Genomic DNA, 14,708 nt, shown 5'->3' on the forward strand with positions numbered 1-14,708 from the left:
ATTTTTAAAGCCACTTGTTTTCCTTATACCAAATCAGCGTTTCCTGCATTCCTTGCCTAAGGTCGTATTGCGGCTTGTAGTGCAAGCTGTTTCGGGCAGCGTCTATGCTGCAGATCCAGTTTGAAGCTGTGAGTTCTTTCAGTTTTTCCTTGTTTAAAACCGGGGTTGCTGAGGTAAATCCGTAGATGAAGTCAAGAGCGGTCGCCATCATTTTCACCAGAGACAGCGGCAAATGTGCCCTGAATATCTGTTTCCCGCTGATTTCCCGGAACCGGTCTGCAAATGCATAACGGTCGTAAGCCTGTCCGTCCGAAATATTATAAATCGCCGTTTCGCGCTGATTTTCAAGCATTGCAGCCATTGTAACTGCCACGAGGTCTTTCACATAAACAAAACTCAACCGCTGCGGGCCATTGCCTATGTATGCATCCAATCCTTTGCTCAATGTTTTGAAAAGAATGAAAAGATCCTTTTCACCCGGTCCGTAAACCGCCGTGGGACGGATAATTGTCAGGGGCAAGCCGCTAACTGTTTCCAGATATTGCTCTGCAAGCAGCTTGCTTCTGCCGTAATCCGTCACCGGAATTGGCAATGTTGTTTCTGTAATCGGCTGTTGTTCAGCATAAGCAAGCGGACCAATAGCGGCCAGACTGCTCAGAAAAACAAATCGCTTCAAAGGAATGTTTGCCGACATTGATGCTTGCGCCAAATGCAATGTGTATTCTGCATTCACCTTGTTGTAGACCGCCGATTTCTTCGCCTTTGTTATTCCTGCTGCGTGGATGATGAAAGTGTAATTTCCATCTTCCAGCAACTCTGTTAATGCATCTCTTGATTCAAAATTGGTATTCACAAATGAAAGCGGACCTAATCCTTTCTTTCCGGAGTCGCTTTGGAGCTTTTTGAGTAACGTCAGGTCGCTGGTTGGCCTCACTGCCGCTTGCACTTCCATGCCTGCTTCCAATGCTGCTTCTACGAGGTGAAACCCTATAAAGCCGCTCGCGCCCGTGATGAAAACCCGCTCTTTCATATTTCTTTTTCCAACAGTCTGTACCGCTTGTACAGCTTTCCATTGATCTGCTCAATGGCGTGGTTCATTAAGTAATTTCCTTCCAGCATCCAAGAACATTCGCCACCTGTGACTTTTGTGCCGTAAGTGTTTTTGATAATATGGCCGTATAAACAGGCTTCAATACCCATTTTCCGATATCCTTCAAGCACACCCAATGTGAGCACGCGGATGCGGGTAATATTTTTTTTGCCAAACAAAAGTTTAAAAATTCCGGTTGGCAGCAAACGTCCGCGCTTGATCTTTATCTGTATCTGGTTCACGTCCGGAATCCCTAACACGAAGCCTACCAGCTTGTTATCCTTTTCTGCAACGAGGCAAAAGTTCGGATCGAGAACCAGTTTCAAATCGTTGGCCAGGTAATCGAATTCCTTTTCGGTCATTGGAACAAAGCCCAGATTCTTGTCCCAGGCACTGTTGTAAATCTCCCGGATCTTGATCACTTCATTCTTAAAATCCTTCAAATTGATCTTGCGAATGGTAATGCCGCTCCTTTGTAACCTTCCTTCGAGCGCTTCAATGAGCCTCACCGACTTGTCGTTGGCCGTGTTCACATTGATCTCGTAAGCCAGCAGGTCCGTCTTCTTAACAAGCCCTGTTTTTTCAAGCAATGGAACGTAATAGGGCGCATTGTAAGGCATCATAGCCATCGGCGGCCTATCATAACCTTCAATCAGCAAGCCTACTGTGTCATTGGTTGACAAGTTCACGGGCCCTATCAGGTTGTCAGCCCCTTTTGATTTAACCCATTCAGCCGCTTGCCCAATCAGCAAATCGACAACTTCCTGGTCATTAATTGTATCAAAAAAACCAAAAAAGCCATCTTTTCTGCCTGTAAATGCATTGTGATTGCGGTTATCAATTGCCGCAACGCGTCCCACGATCTTGTCTCCGTCATAAGCCAGAAAAAGCTTCACTTCCGAATGTTCATAAAAGGGATGCTTTTTTGGAGAAAGCATATCTCTTTGTGCTATAAACAGTTCCGGAACATAATTGGGATCTTCCTTATATAATTCGTGAGGAAAATCAATGAATAATTCCAGTTCTTTGGGAGAGTTTACGTGGGCAATTCGCTTCATAATTTTTCGATAACTGCCTCAGGGCATATCTGACGATAGATTTTAGTCATTTTATCAACCGCTTCCTCAATCTGTCCAAATGTATGCGTTGCCATCAGCGAGAACCTGATCAATGAATGTTCAGGACGAACAGCTGGCGAAACAACCGGATTCACAAAAACACCATCTTCCTGTAATAGCTTGGTCATCAGGAAAGTCTTTTCGTTGTCACGGATGTAAACCGGCAAAATCGGGCTTTCAGTGTTGCCCAAATCAAAACCATTTACGAGCAATAATTCCTTCGCATATCTTGTATTGGCCCAAAGGCGTTCGATATGATGTGGTTCGGATTCAATGATATCCAATGCTGCGATCGTGCTGCCAACTGCTGCTGGCGTCATGCTCGCGCTGAACATCAATGAGCGTGCGCGGTGTTTTAAATAATCAATCGTTGCAGCGTCTCCTGCAATGAAACCGCCTAATGATGCAAGGGATTTACTGAATGTTCCCATGATCAGATCTGTGGTTTCGGTCAGTCCAAAGTAGGAAGCTGTTCCCGCGCCATTCTTGCCGATTACGCCAAGACTATGCGCGTCGTCCACCAAAACCGATGCGTCAAATTCCGCTGCAATCGCATTCAATTCCGGAAGTTTAACAATGTCGCCTTCCATGCTGAAAATCCCGTCTGTTGCAATCAGCTTAACGGCTTCTTCTGGTAAAAGGCTCAGTTTCTTCCTGAGGTCATTCATGTCATTATGCGCATACTTGATCACTTTTGAGAAAGACAACCGGCTGCCATCGATGATGGAAGCATGATCGCTTTCGTCCAGGATTAGGTAATCATTCCGGCCGGTCAGGCTTGACAATGCGCCAAGATTAGCCTGGTAACCTGTGCTGAAAAGCACCGAGGCTTCTTTTCCGGTGAACGCCGCCAGTCTTATTTCCAATTCTTCATGAATGTCCAGTGTGCCGTTTAGGAAACGTGAACCTGCACATCCGCTTCCATATTTTTGCACCGCCTTCTGCGAAGACTCGATGACGTATGGATGCGAGGTAAGCCCCAAATACGAGTTTGATCCAAACATAAGGACCGGCTTACCGTTGATGATAACTTCCGTGTCTTGCCCGGATTCGATGGGACGGAAATAGGGATAAAGACCTTTGGATCGAATGATGGCCGCGTCTTTAAATTCGGCAATGCGCTTATTTAATTTTTTACCCATAAGTAATTAATGTCAGAATCAACAGCTTCTTTTAGTGGGGTGCCTGTTGGCTTCAAGCCGGGGCTTGATGAGGTGATCAGAATGATCAGTTGGTGTTGTAGTATTTATTTTCCATGCTAATATTTTTAGAACCTTGAGTTTGATAACATTGTCAGTTTTCGCCGTCTGCGCCTTCAATTACCCCGTTCTTAAACTACTTTACCAATTAAGAAAAAGGTGGGATTTGATCAACTGGTAACCAAAGTTAAGAGGTAAACCCGATACCCGCATTACTAGTTCATCAAAACCCCTATTCATTTTGTATTTTACCGTTAAAATGAAAAAAAATATTTTGCTCTTTTTACCCGCTTAGTCCCTGAAATGTCAAGTTTTGACCAACTTTGTTTTCAAGATCCCGAAAAGCACACAGCCTCAAAACAGGGATTTTTTCATGTTAACGTTTATTGGTGCTAGACTTCCTCAACTGCGACCCGCCGGGATGTCGTGCCAGACCGGGATCTGAACGACGCCCATTTTTCTCCGGCCCTGTCAACCAGATAATACATCATTGGCACCAGATAGATGGTCAAAATCATAGAACTAGTTAGCCCACCTATTAAAACCCATGCCAGCGAGTTTTTCCATTCTGCTCCCGCTCCGGTTGCGGTGGCGATTGGAATCATACCAATGACCATTGCAATTGTTGTCATCAGGATTGGTCTCAAACGCTCTTCGCCTGCGATCAAAATTGCCTTCCGGAAGGGCACCCCTGCCTCCTTTTGCTGGTTGGCAAAATCGACGATCAGAATTGCATTTTTAACTACAAGCCCTATCAGCATCAGCATACCCAAAAGAGCAAAAATACCGATGTTGGACGACGATAATGCAAGTGCCAGAAGCGCTCCAACCACCGCAACCGGAATCGAGAACAGCACGACCAGCGGATAAACGAAACTGTCGTAAAGCAGCACCATGATAAAGTAAACCAAGATGAGCCCTGCAAGCATTGCCAGTCCCAGCGATCCAAACCCTTCACTTTGGTTTTTTGCGTCACCGCCCCAAGTTAAAATTACGTCAGAAGGCAGCGGCTCTTTCACCAAGCCCGCCTGAATATTGCTCACCAATGTTCCCGATCCAATCCCTAAAGTATTAGCGGTCACTGTTACGGATGAACGACGGTTTTTACGCTCAACAATAGAAGGTCCGTTGCTAAGACTAACATTCGCGAACTCAGCCAGATGCACCGGACGCTTTGCCGCCGGACTGTAAAAGCTGATGTTCTTCACATCATCCGGATTTTTGCGGTCGAATGCGTCCATCATGATGCGGATGTCGTAATCTTCGCCGCCATCGCGGTATTTTGAATCGTCATTTCCGGCGAATGCATTCTGCATTGTTGCGCCCACAGTCTGGATGTCCAGTCCCAGTTTCGCCATTTTCTCACGGTCTATTTCGACCCTAACTTCCGGATTCCCAGCTTCTACGGAAACATTGACGTCATTGGCACCAGGTGTTTTTCTCAATCTGTTGGCAAGATCATTGGCAGAAACCAGGATTTTATCCAGATCATCACCGCTAAGGAATATCTCAATGGGAGATGTGCCTGAATTAACCATTCCAACCGCTGCTGAGTTGAACTCCACACCCGCAAATTTCCGCTCCAATTCCTTACGCACGGCAAGCATGTAATCCTCTGTGGGTTGCGCGTTAGCACGTTCCGACACGGGGATCAGCTCCACGGTAAGCTCTGTGCGATTGGTTTCGCCTTGTCCGGAGCTGTTAAGTCCTGTGCTGGCCCCGCCCACGTTAGCAAAGATCGTTTTCACCTCTGGCTTTTTCCTCAAATAGTCTTCGATTTGTCTGGAAGTGAGGTTGTTCTGTTGCAGTGAAGCGCTTTTATCCAATTTCATGGTTAGCAAAAACTTGCCCTGATCGCCTTCTGCAACGAACTCAGAACCAATGATGCCCAGGCTCATTACCCAAGCGGTCATCGCAAAAATGGCGATCAACATGCCTGAGAATGCCAGTTTGTGTCTCAAAACCCATTGCAAACTGCCGTGATACCATTTGGTCAATTTGGTAAGGCCATTTTCAAACCATAATAGGAAGGCCTGAACCGGATTTTTTGGGTTAAGATGCTCAATGCGGGCCATATTAGCGGTCATCCACGGCGTAAGCGTGAAGCTCACCAGCAAGCTGACCATTGTCGCAAATGCAACCGTTAAGCTGAACTGGCGCAGCAAATCCGCGATAACGGAGTTGACAAACGTAATCGGAACAAAAACCACGACGATCACCAGCGTGATCGCAAGCGCTGCAAATCCGATCTCGGTCACACCTTCAATGGTTGCGTCCCAGCGATTTTTGCCCATTTCCAAATGTCGCTGAATGTTCTCGAGAATTACAATGGAGTCATCGACCAGAATCCCGATCACCAGCGAAAGTGCGAGCAATGTCATGAGGTTCAGCGAATAACCCATCAAATTCATGAAAAGGAATGCTGCAATCAGCGACGCAGGAACGGAAACCATTACAATAAATGCATTTCTGAAACTGTGCAGGAAAAGCAACATTACAGCCGCCACCAGGATCACGGCAATGATCAAGTCATGCGTAACCGCTTCCACGGATTCCAATGTAAAAATGCTGCTGTCATAAGCGATTGCAAATTTCACTTTGTCCTTCGCATTGGTCTTTTCAATTTCCGACAATTTGGCCTGAATCGATTTACTGATCTCTACTGCATTTGCATCCGATTGTTTTTTGACAAATAATCCAATCCCGTTCACACCATTGTAACGGCTAATGCTCTCTGCATCAGTCAATCCGTCAGAAATTGTCGCAACGTCTCCAACCCTGATCGGGCTGCCGGTTACGGGCGAGGAAATGACCAGGTTGCGAATGTCATCGAGCGAAGTGAATTTTCCTGCGAGACGCAAAGTCATGTTTTCACTCGTGCTTTTAACTTTTCCTGTTGGGAAATCAAGGTTAGCCTGGTTGATTGCCTGCGAAACCTGCAAAAGGGACAAACCGTAAAAATTCAGCTTATCATTGTTAACATTGACACGGATCTCGCGCTGATCGCCACCGGTCATTGTGATTTCGGCAACGCCTTCGATCTGTGTTAAAATGGGTAAATATTTGTCTTCAACCTGCTGATAAAAAACTTCATTGGGCAAGGCGGAAGTTGCCAGCAACTGCATAATGGGCTGATCACTAGGCGAAATCTTGGAAAGTGACGGCGTTTCAGCATCATCGGGCAAGTCGCTCAGCATGTTGTTCACATCGCGCTGCGCGTCTTCCAATGCTTTATCAATGTCCGTTCCGGCTTTAAATTCTACAATAACAAGCGACGCACTTTCCAATGATTTGGAAGTCACCTCTTTAATGTTGTCCAACCCTGAAACGGCGTCTTCTATTTTCTTACTCACCTCGGATTCCACTTCCGTGGGAGCTGCCCCCGGATAAACCGTCGTAATGGTGATCGTGGGAACCGAAAATTCCGGTAACAGCATGTAATTCAGCTGCGTGTAGGATAACAATCCTCCCAGGACCAGCACCGCAAACATCACGATGATCAGGGACGGACGCTTTAATATGGTTTCGATAAATTTCATGATTTCTCAGGCTAATGTGGGTTATTGCGCAATAACAGAAGTCCCGTTCTGCAAGTTGATCTGACCGCTTGTGACAACTTTATCACCTGCTTTCAGGCCTTTTGTAATTTCATAGTATTCATTCGTCGTCGCCCCAATGGCAACGTCACGCAGATTCGCTTTGCCATTTTCAACCACATAAATCTGCGGCTGTTTGGCTGAGCCAGTGATGGCCTGGCGCGGCACCGCAAGCGCTGCTCCTTTCACTTCGGAAGCATTGGCGATGGAGCCATACATGCCAGCTTTCAAAGGATTTTTCTGCGAATTCTGAACCGTTATCTCAACCGGATAATTGTGCGCGTCGTCGCCTTCTGCACTAACCATTGTCACTTTTCCAGTGAAATTCGCATCTGGATAAACGTCCGTTTTAATTGCTATGGATTTGCCGTTACGGAATTCATTTACCGATTTTTCAGGAATGTTAACAACCAGTTTCAGCAAGGAAATGTCCGTAATTTCAGCCATAGGCGTTCCTATGCTCACAACCGAGCCTTTTTCAACCATTTTGGCAGTAACAATGCCCGAGAATGGTGCAATAATGCTTGTGTTACTGATCTGCTTTTTCAACTGTTTGATCTGCGCTTCTGTGCTGCGGATGCTCAACTGCGTGCGTTCCAAGTTCACAGCCGGAACAGCGTCGCCTTTAACAAGCACTTCGTAACGTTTTAAATCATTTTGATAACCTTCCAATGTAACCTGCAATGCCTCAATCTGATAGCGCAATTGTTCATCGTCCAGCTTTGCAATCAACTGTCCTGCTTTTACAAACTGGCCTTCCTGAATGTTCAAACGAACAATTTCACCGCCAGCCTGCGGCCTGATTTCCACTTTTCTGTTTGGTGTAAATGAGCCCAGGAAAGACTCGTCCTGTGACAATTTGCGCATTTCAGCAACGGCAATTTTCACGCCGACTTTCGGATCTGCTTCCGGAACGTAAACCTTCTCGGCCGTTTTTTCTTTGTTATCGAGCAGCTTGGCAGCAGTCAGTCCAATCACGGCAACCACGGCGAGGAATATTAGTAAGCGTTTCATAATCTTAATGTTATATGAGTATGGGAGTAAATGAGTGTTGTTATTTTTGAATTAAAGAACCTGTTGCTTTTTTCCATTCCAACTCGGCTTTAAGCAATTGAACGAGCGAAGTCAAATAGTTGCTTTGCGCATCCAGATTACTGTTTTCTGCCTGAATGACGTCTGTTAAGGAGACTGTTCCTTCTTTAAACTGCAACTGGATTTGATTATAAACCTTTGAAGCAAGCGCAACCTGCTCTTTCTTAGCATTAATGTTCCTTTGCTCAACGGCAAACTTGTTTCTTGCATTGGCTTCTTCCATGGCAATGGACTCCTTCACCTGGCGCAGCTGAACATTCAATTTTTCGTTATCGATCTGATTCTGACTTCTTTTAGCCCTTCTGGCCAGTCCGTCAAAAACACTCCAATTGAGCGTTAAGCCAGCCCAGTAACCCGGCACATCCTGAAATGTTGAATTGTCACCTGTTTTAGCATAAAACGCCATATTCGCTGTCCCATAAGCACTTACAGTCGGGATAAATCCTGCCTTGATGTTTTTGTCCTGTAATTCGTTCAAATCGCGCTGCTTTTGCAATAAAGCCACATCCGTGCGCCTAGTTTCCGAATCTGAGGGCTGTCCAGGCAATGAAACATCGCTAACGTTAACCACTATACGAATTGAATCAGCTTGTGGTGTGCCGGTGTAATATTTCAGGAGATTGACCAGCTGACTATAGTTGTCTTTCAATGTGGCGAGCTGCGTTTCCGTTGTGGTAATGTTGATGCGAATGCGGTCAACATCCACCCGCTGGCCTAATTTATTCTGATAGAGAAGGTCTGAAACTTTATACATGCGATCCAGCGAAATGAGATTGCTATCCAAAAAGGACATTTGCTGCACCACCGTTACGAGATTGTAATATGCGTCTGTGACATTGTAAGCCACATCTTCCTTCGTTTTAACAGTGCTCAGCGAGGTCAGCTCGCGGTTCAGGTTCGCGGCTTTCAAGGCGTAACGAACAGACGGATTGTACAGATTCTGAGTCACTTGCGCAGTTGTGGACAAGTTGTAAGGCAAACCGAAAGCCAATGTGCTGTATTGCCCTTCCGGACCGCCAAATGCACTCGCCGGCACCACTTGGCCGGGAATTTTGAAATAGCGTTTGTAATCTCCTGACACATTCACACTTGGCAATAATGCGGACTTCACTTCGTCAATTTTCGCATTGGTCTTCTTTTCTTCCAGACGTGCTGACTGGATGCTAAAATCATTTTTCATGGCTAGACCGAGCAGCTGCGGAAGATTGTATTCCTGGGCACTGGCGCCTCCAATGCTCAAAAAAGACAATAGGGTTACGATATGAAATTTTAGTTTCATGGCATTTAACAGAATAAATGTTTATTTTAAATGTTTGTTTAAACGTTGAGCAAAAAAATATCTAACCTATCACCAGATAGTTGCAAATCATGGCCTTGATATGCTCCTTCTGCGTTTCAGCGTAAATGTCAAATCCAGCATCGTCCATATCGAAAAGGCGCTTGTGAATTGGCTTTGCCAGAAAAATAAACTCAATTGCGCATTTCATGAGCGGCAGCAGATTTTCGAGACTGATATCCCGCAATGTTCCGTCTGCAACTCCTTCTTTTAACTGGTTGATAAAATAAGTGGACTGTATTTTCTTGAAAAGCGCCATTTCAGGAAACAAGCGGTCCGGCTCCTTGTGAATCTCATTCATGATGAAAATAACCAGATCCGGTTCCGCTTTCATCATGTTGTAATCGTTGTCAATCATTTCCGAGATCTTGGTCTTGATATCAATTTTCTTGTTCAAGATCTCGATAGTGCTGTTGAAATACATTTCCAAGACGTCCCTGAAAATTTCAAGAAACAACTTTTCTTTACTTCTAAAATAATAATTGGTCAATGCAATGTTCATGTCGGCTTCGCGGGCAATGTCTCTCGACGTTGTTCCATCAAAACCTTTTTTCAGAAAAACCCTCCTGGCCGCCTCCTTGATCTTATCCTCGCTCTTTTCTCCTATACACTTCACTTGCTTGTCTTATTTAATTTTGTCAGGGTCTTATTCCTTGTTGTATCAATACAAACCAAATGTCTGGAAAAAAATTCCAGCACACAAGCGTTTTAAATAAATAATTTAAACAACCGTTTAAAACTATAATTTAAACGCATTATTTATCATTTTAATACAATTCTATTTGTTCACACGGCGGCTCCTCATGCAGTAAAGCATAACTTTGTGTTGCGATTTCAAGCTCCTCATTGGTCGGCACAACCAGGATTTTCACCTTAGCACCATCCTTGCTGATTTCTCTGAGCTCGTCGGATTTTAGACGGTTTTTGTCAAAATCGATTTCCAAACCGATGAATTCCAAGTCTTTGCAAACACGCTCGCGCATTTGCGGATCATTTTCTCCAACTCCTGCGGTAAAAATAATTGCATCCAGTCCGTTCAATGTTGCTGCGTAAGAACCAATGTATTTTTTGATCCGATAGGCAAACATGTCGGCGGCGAGCTCGGCTTCGTAATTACCCATTTCAAGCAGCTTACGCACATCACGCATATCGCTGTGTCCGGTTAATCCCGCCAGTCCAGACTGTTTATTGAGCAAGACATCCATTTCATCCGGTGTTTTTCGCTCCTGCCTGAGCAAGTGCAGGATCACGGACGGATCAATGTCCCCGGAACGCGTGCCCATGATAAGCCCGCTCAACGGACCGAAACCCATGCTCGTATCAACCGACTTCCCGGCATCCACGGCGGTTATGCTGCACCCATTCCCTAAATGAATGCTAATGATCTTCGCATCAGGCTTCTGCATCCATTTTATTGCCTGATGCGTCACGAATTTATGGCTAGTTCCGTGGAAACCGTAAGCTCTGATACGCATTTCAGAATAGTATTTTTCGGGAATGGCATAACGGAATGCGTATTCAGGCATGGATTGATGAAATGCAGTGTCGAAAACCGCAACATGCTTGGCATTAGGGAAAGTCTTTTCTGCAACTTCAATGCAGTCGTAATTCACAGGATTGTGCAATGGCGCCAGCGAAAACAGCGATCGAATTTTCTCTTTCACTTCGTCTGTAATGATGGCAGCTTCCGTGAAATATTCACCGCCATGAACAACCCTGTGTCCAACCGCTTCAATTTCATCAGGGCTCGTAATCACGCCCGTTTTGGAGTCGGTCATCACTTCCACAATGTATTGCAAACCTTCCGCATGGTTTTTGACAAAATATTGGCGTTCTGTCAATATCTCACCGCCTTCACGCTGCACTTTATGCCTGATAAAAGAATTTTCTTTTCCAATCCTTTCCACAATTCCCGCGCAAAGCGGCTTTTGTTCGGGCATTTTGAAAAACTGATATTTGAGCGAGCTGCTGCCGGAATTAATGATTAGGATGTTCATTCTTGCTGACATTGAATGGCGGTGATCACCACGGTGTTAAAAATATCATCGACCGTGCAGCCGCGGCTGAGGTCATTGATCGGTTTGTTCAAGCCCTGCAACATAGGCCCGATCGCCAGGGCGCCAGTTTCACGCTGAACCGCCTTGTAAGTGTTGTTTCCCGTGTTAAGGTCGGGGAAAATCAACACGCTTGCACGTCCTGCCACTTCTGAATTGGGCAATTTTTGATTGCCGACGACAGGGTCAACAGCCGCATCATATTGGATAGGCCCTTCCACTTTCAGCTCCGGCGCACGCTGTTTCACAATGGCAGTTGCCTCTTGCACACGTTCCACATCCTCGCCCTCGCCGGAAGTTCCGGACGAATAAGACAGCATGGCAACGCGCGGTTCTATGCCAAATCTTGCACTGCTTTGTGCGGATGAAATAGCGATGTCCGCAAGCTGCGAAGCGGTTGGATTGGGATTCACCGCACAGTCTCCAAATATAGCCACGCGGTCGGGCAGGCACATGAAGAAAATGGACGACACAATGGAGACGCCCGGTTTGGTTTTAATGAATTGCAATGCCGGCCGGATCGTGTGCTGCGTCGTGTGCACCGCACCGGACACCATTCCGTCGGCGAGACCTTTGTAAACCATCATCGTTCCGAAATAGGAAACGTCCGTCATGAGGTCGCGGGCCATCTCCATATTCACATTCTTGTTTTTGCGAAGCTCATAAAGCGTTTCTACAAACTGCTCATAATATTCGGATTGTGCCGGATTGATGATCTTAACTGCATTCAGATCAAGATCCAGACCGAGCCTTTTCACCGCAGCGGCAACCTCTGTCGGATCACCCAAAATGGTCAGGTCGACAACATTCTGAGCAATAAGCCTGGCGGCTGCTTTCAGGATGCGGTCGTCGTTTCCTTCGGGCAACACAATGTGCTTTTTCTGGCTTTTCGCCCACTTAACCAGTTGATATTGAAACATATGCGGCGTAATGCCCTCGGGCTGGAATGTTATGATCTTGTCATCCAGCATCTTCATATCGACATATTTTTCAAATGTCCCGATGGCCAGCTCAATCTTCTTTGTGTTATCCGCAGTAATGCGCGGGTGGATTGCGCCTATGGCCGTAGTCGTTCCAAAAGTGCCTTGCTGCACCGAAATAATTGGAATGATGGTCTGCAAACCTTCGATCAACCGGATTACAGGCTCCTCGGGAATGGTGCCAGCGGTCAAAACAATGCCCGCAACTTTGGGATAATTGGTCGACAAATTGGCCTGAAGCGCACCAATAATAATGTCGCCACGGTCGCCGGGCGTGATGATCAGCACATTTTCTTTAATGTGATTCAAAAAGTTCGGCAGCATCATGGCGCCAGTCACATAATTATCGACCTGGCTTGACAACATTTGCTCGCCAAACAAGACTTTTGCGCCAAGCGCTTCTGTTATTTCCCGCATGGTCGGACTTTGCAATCCTTTTTCCCACGGAATGACAGTCAGCATCATGTCTTTCGGCAATTGCATGCGCAACAGTTCACGCACATCGTCGACCTGTTCGGCCTTCACACGATTGGCAACAATGCCAAGCACTTGCACTTCACGTGACTCGAAATTACGCAGCACATTGATTGCAGAATTAATGATCTGTGCGGTTGATTTATTTTCTCCATTAATGATTGTCAAAACTGGAGCGCCGAGGTTTTTGGCAATAGCCGCGTTGGACTCAAATTCAAATGCAACACCATCACCCAAAAAGTCGCTGCCCTCTATCACAGTGAAATCGTAAGCGTCTTCGAGCTTTTTGAATTTGCTGATAATCGTGTTAATCATTTCGCCCCAGTTCTCAGACTCGGTTTGCTGTAAAACATCCTGTCTGCTGAATGCAAAAGTGTCCTCGTAAGCAATGGGCAAGGAAAAATAATTGATAATCGCCTCAATATGCTTGTCTTTTTGGCCTGGCTCCTGCTGCGAAATAATGGGTTTAAAGAAACCAATCTTTTTCGTTTTGGCCAAAAGCATATTTACCAAACCCAATGCAATCACTGATTTTCCCGCATAAGGCTCGGCAGAAGCAATAAAAATGGTCTTTGTCATAAAGTGAAACTGTTGAGGCAGTGATCCAAGCGCCAGAACCGGCACTTAAAAAATTGTTCCATTTCAGGCAAACTCATTGCGGCTTTTCAAGCGTGTTCCAATCCGCAACTTGATCGTCTTTTTTTTCCACCAGCCAAACTTGACTGCCTGGAAATTGTCTGAGCATTTTCTTACTTTTCTCAATGCCCGCAACACTGAAAGCGGTTGCTAATGCGTCTGCGACCGTCCCATCCGGCGAAATAACGGTCGTGCGGACGTGAAACAGCAATCCAATGCCCGTTGCGGGATCAACAATGTGTGAATATCGGATGCCGTTGTATTCCATATAACGATAAGTGGGCCCCGAAGTGGCGAGCGCAACATTGGAAAGCGCCATTGTTTTGAGCGAATCGCTGCCATTTGAAATGGTTATGTTCCACCCTTTTGTCCCGGGAGGCGGGCTCGTAAGCACGATTTTTCCACCCGCGTCCATCATAATGGATTTAATGCCATAATTTTTTAAAACCTTCACGGCTTCCTCAGCAGCGAAACCTTTTCCCAAACCACCAATGTCCAGTCGCATTCCTTTTTGGGTTAAAAAGACTTTTTTACCCTGTGGATCGAGCTTCAACTTGCTGTAACCCGTTTTTTGCATTGCTTCCTTAATTTCTATTTCGGTTGGAAAAATGCCCTTTCTGGTCGCGTGGCGCCACATTTGCACTACAGGCCCCAGCGTCGCGTCGAATGCACCATTGGTTTTTTTGCTGATATCCTGGCTGATTGCGAGAATGTTATAAAGGTCATCGCTCACCGAAATCCACTCTCCACTGCCCGATTTCGCCGAAACCTGGTTGATCTCGCTTCCGTCGCGGTAATCGCTGAGAATTTCATTCAGTTTTTCGATCCTAGCAAATGCATTTTGTGCGGCCACATTGGCTATGGAATCATTGGGCGCATAAAAAACCAATTTGAATGGCGAACCCATCATGCCTTTTTCAAAAACATAACGATTCTCCTGAGCCTGTGATCGATTGAAAAAAACACTTATAAGAAGCAAAATGGCAACTTTGGCCAAGCGTTGTGAAGACTTTTGAGCTAAGCCGAAGTTGGCTTTGTCGTGATTTGAAAACGTTGAATTCATAATGTTTAAACGCATTGCCTGCCTTATTTAAGGCGCAAAAGTATCGATTTAAGCGAAAACTCCGTCGTCG

General features: G+C 45.7%; 10 protein-coding genes. All 10 read right to left on the bottom strand.

Annotated features, from left to right (window positions below):
• Window positions 1-4: 4 nt before the first annotated feature.
• A complete protein-coding gene (locus LZG73_RS02990; protein WP_233846038.1) occupies window positions 5-1,030 on the bottom strand; it encodes an NAD(P)-dependent oxidoreductase in 1,026 nt (341 codons plus the stop codon).
• Window positions 1,027-2,148, bottom strand: a complete 1,122-nt coding sequence (locus tag LZG73_RS02995) for a hypothetical protein (RefSeq protein WP_233846040.1) — start codon at window positions 2,146-2,148, stop codon at window positions 1,027-1,029. Before LZG73_RS02995 ends, LZG73_RS02990 begins: the two co-directional genes overlap by 4 nt.
• Entirely contained in the window at window positions 2,145-3,350 is a 1,206-nt protein-coding gene (spt, locus tag LZG73_RS03000; protein ID WP_233846042.1) for a serine palmitoyltransferase, read from the bottom strand. The genes LZG73_RS02995 and spt overlap by 4 nt, the downstream gene beginning before the upstream one ends.
• Window positions 3,351-3,799: 449 nt before the next feature.
• The gene (locus tag LZG73_RS03005; protein ID WP_233846043.1) at window positions 3,800-6,946 is read right to left on the bottom strand and encodes an efflux RND transporter permease subunit; all 3,147 of its coding nucleotides are present in this window, start codon (window positions 6,944-6,946) and stop codon (window positions 3,800-3,802) included.
• Between the two features lie 21 nt (window positions 6,947-6,967).
• Window positions 6,968-8,017: an efflux RND transporter periplasmic adaptor subunit gene (locus LZG73_RS03010; RefSeq protein WP_233846045.1), complete on the bottom strand. Its 1,050-nt coding sequence runs from the start codon at window positions 8,015-8,017 to the stop codon at window positions 6,968-6,970.
• Window positions 8,018-8,057: 40 nt separating this feature from the next.
• Window positions 8,058-9,374 (bottom strand): TolC family protein, encoded by a 1,317-nt coding sequence (locus tag LZG73_RS03015; RefSeq protein WP_233846047.1) that lies wholly within the window; start codon window positions 9,372-9,374, stop codon window positions 8,058-8,060.
• A gap of 61 nt (window positions 9,375-9,435) precedes the next feature.
• The gene (locus LZG73_RS03020; protein ID WP_233846049.1) at window positions 9,436-10,047 is read right to left on the bottom strand and encodes a TetR/AcrR family transcriptional regulator; all 612 of its coding nucleotides are present in this window, start codon (window positions 10,045-10,047) and stop codon (window positions 9,436-9,438) included.
• A 151-nt stretch (window positions 10,048-10,198) separates the two neighbouring features.
• Entirely contained in the window at window positions 10,199-11,428 is a 1,230-nt protein-coding gene (locus LZG73_RS03025; protein ID WP_233846051.1) for an acetate/propionate family kinase, read from the bottom strand.
• Complete coding sequence (gene pta / locus LZG73_RS03030; protein ID WP_233846053.1) at window positions 11,425-13,518, bottom strand: phosphate acetyltransferase; 2,094 nt, start codon at window positions 13,516-13,518, stop codon at window positions 11,425-11,427. The genes LZG73_RS03025 and pta overlap by 4 nt, the downstream gene beginning before the upstream one ends.
• Window positions 13,519-13,591: 73 nt before the next feature.
• Window positions 13,592-14,638 (bottom strand): FAD:protein FMN transferase, encoded by a 1,047-nt coding sequence (locus LZG73_RS03035; protein WP_233846055.1) that lies wholly within the window; start codon window positions 14,636-14,638, stop codon window positions 13,592-13,594.
• Window positions 14,639-14,708: the final 70 nt, after the last annotated feature.

Source organism: Dyadobacter sp. CY326, from assembly GCF_021390515.1.
Lineage (GTDB): Bacteria > Bacteroidota > Bacteroidia > Cytophagales > Spirosomataceae > Dyadobacter.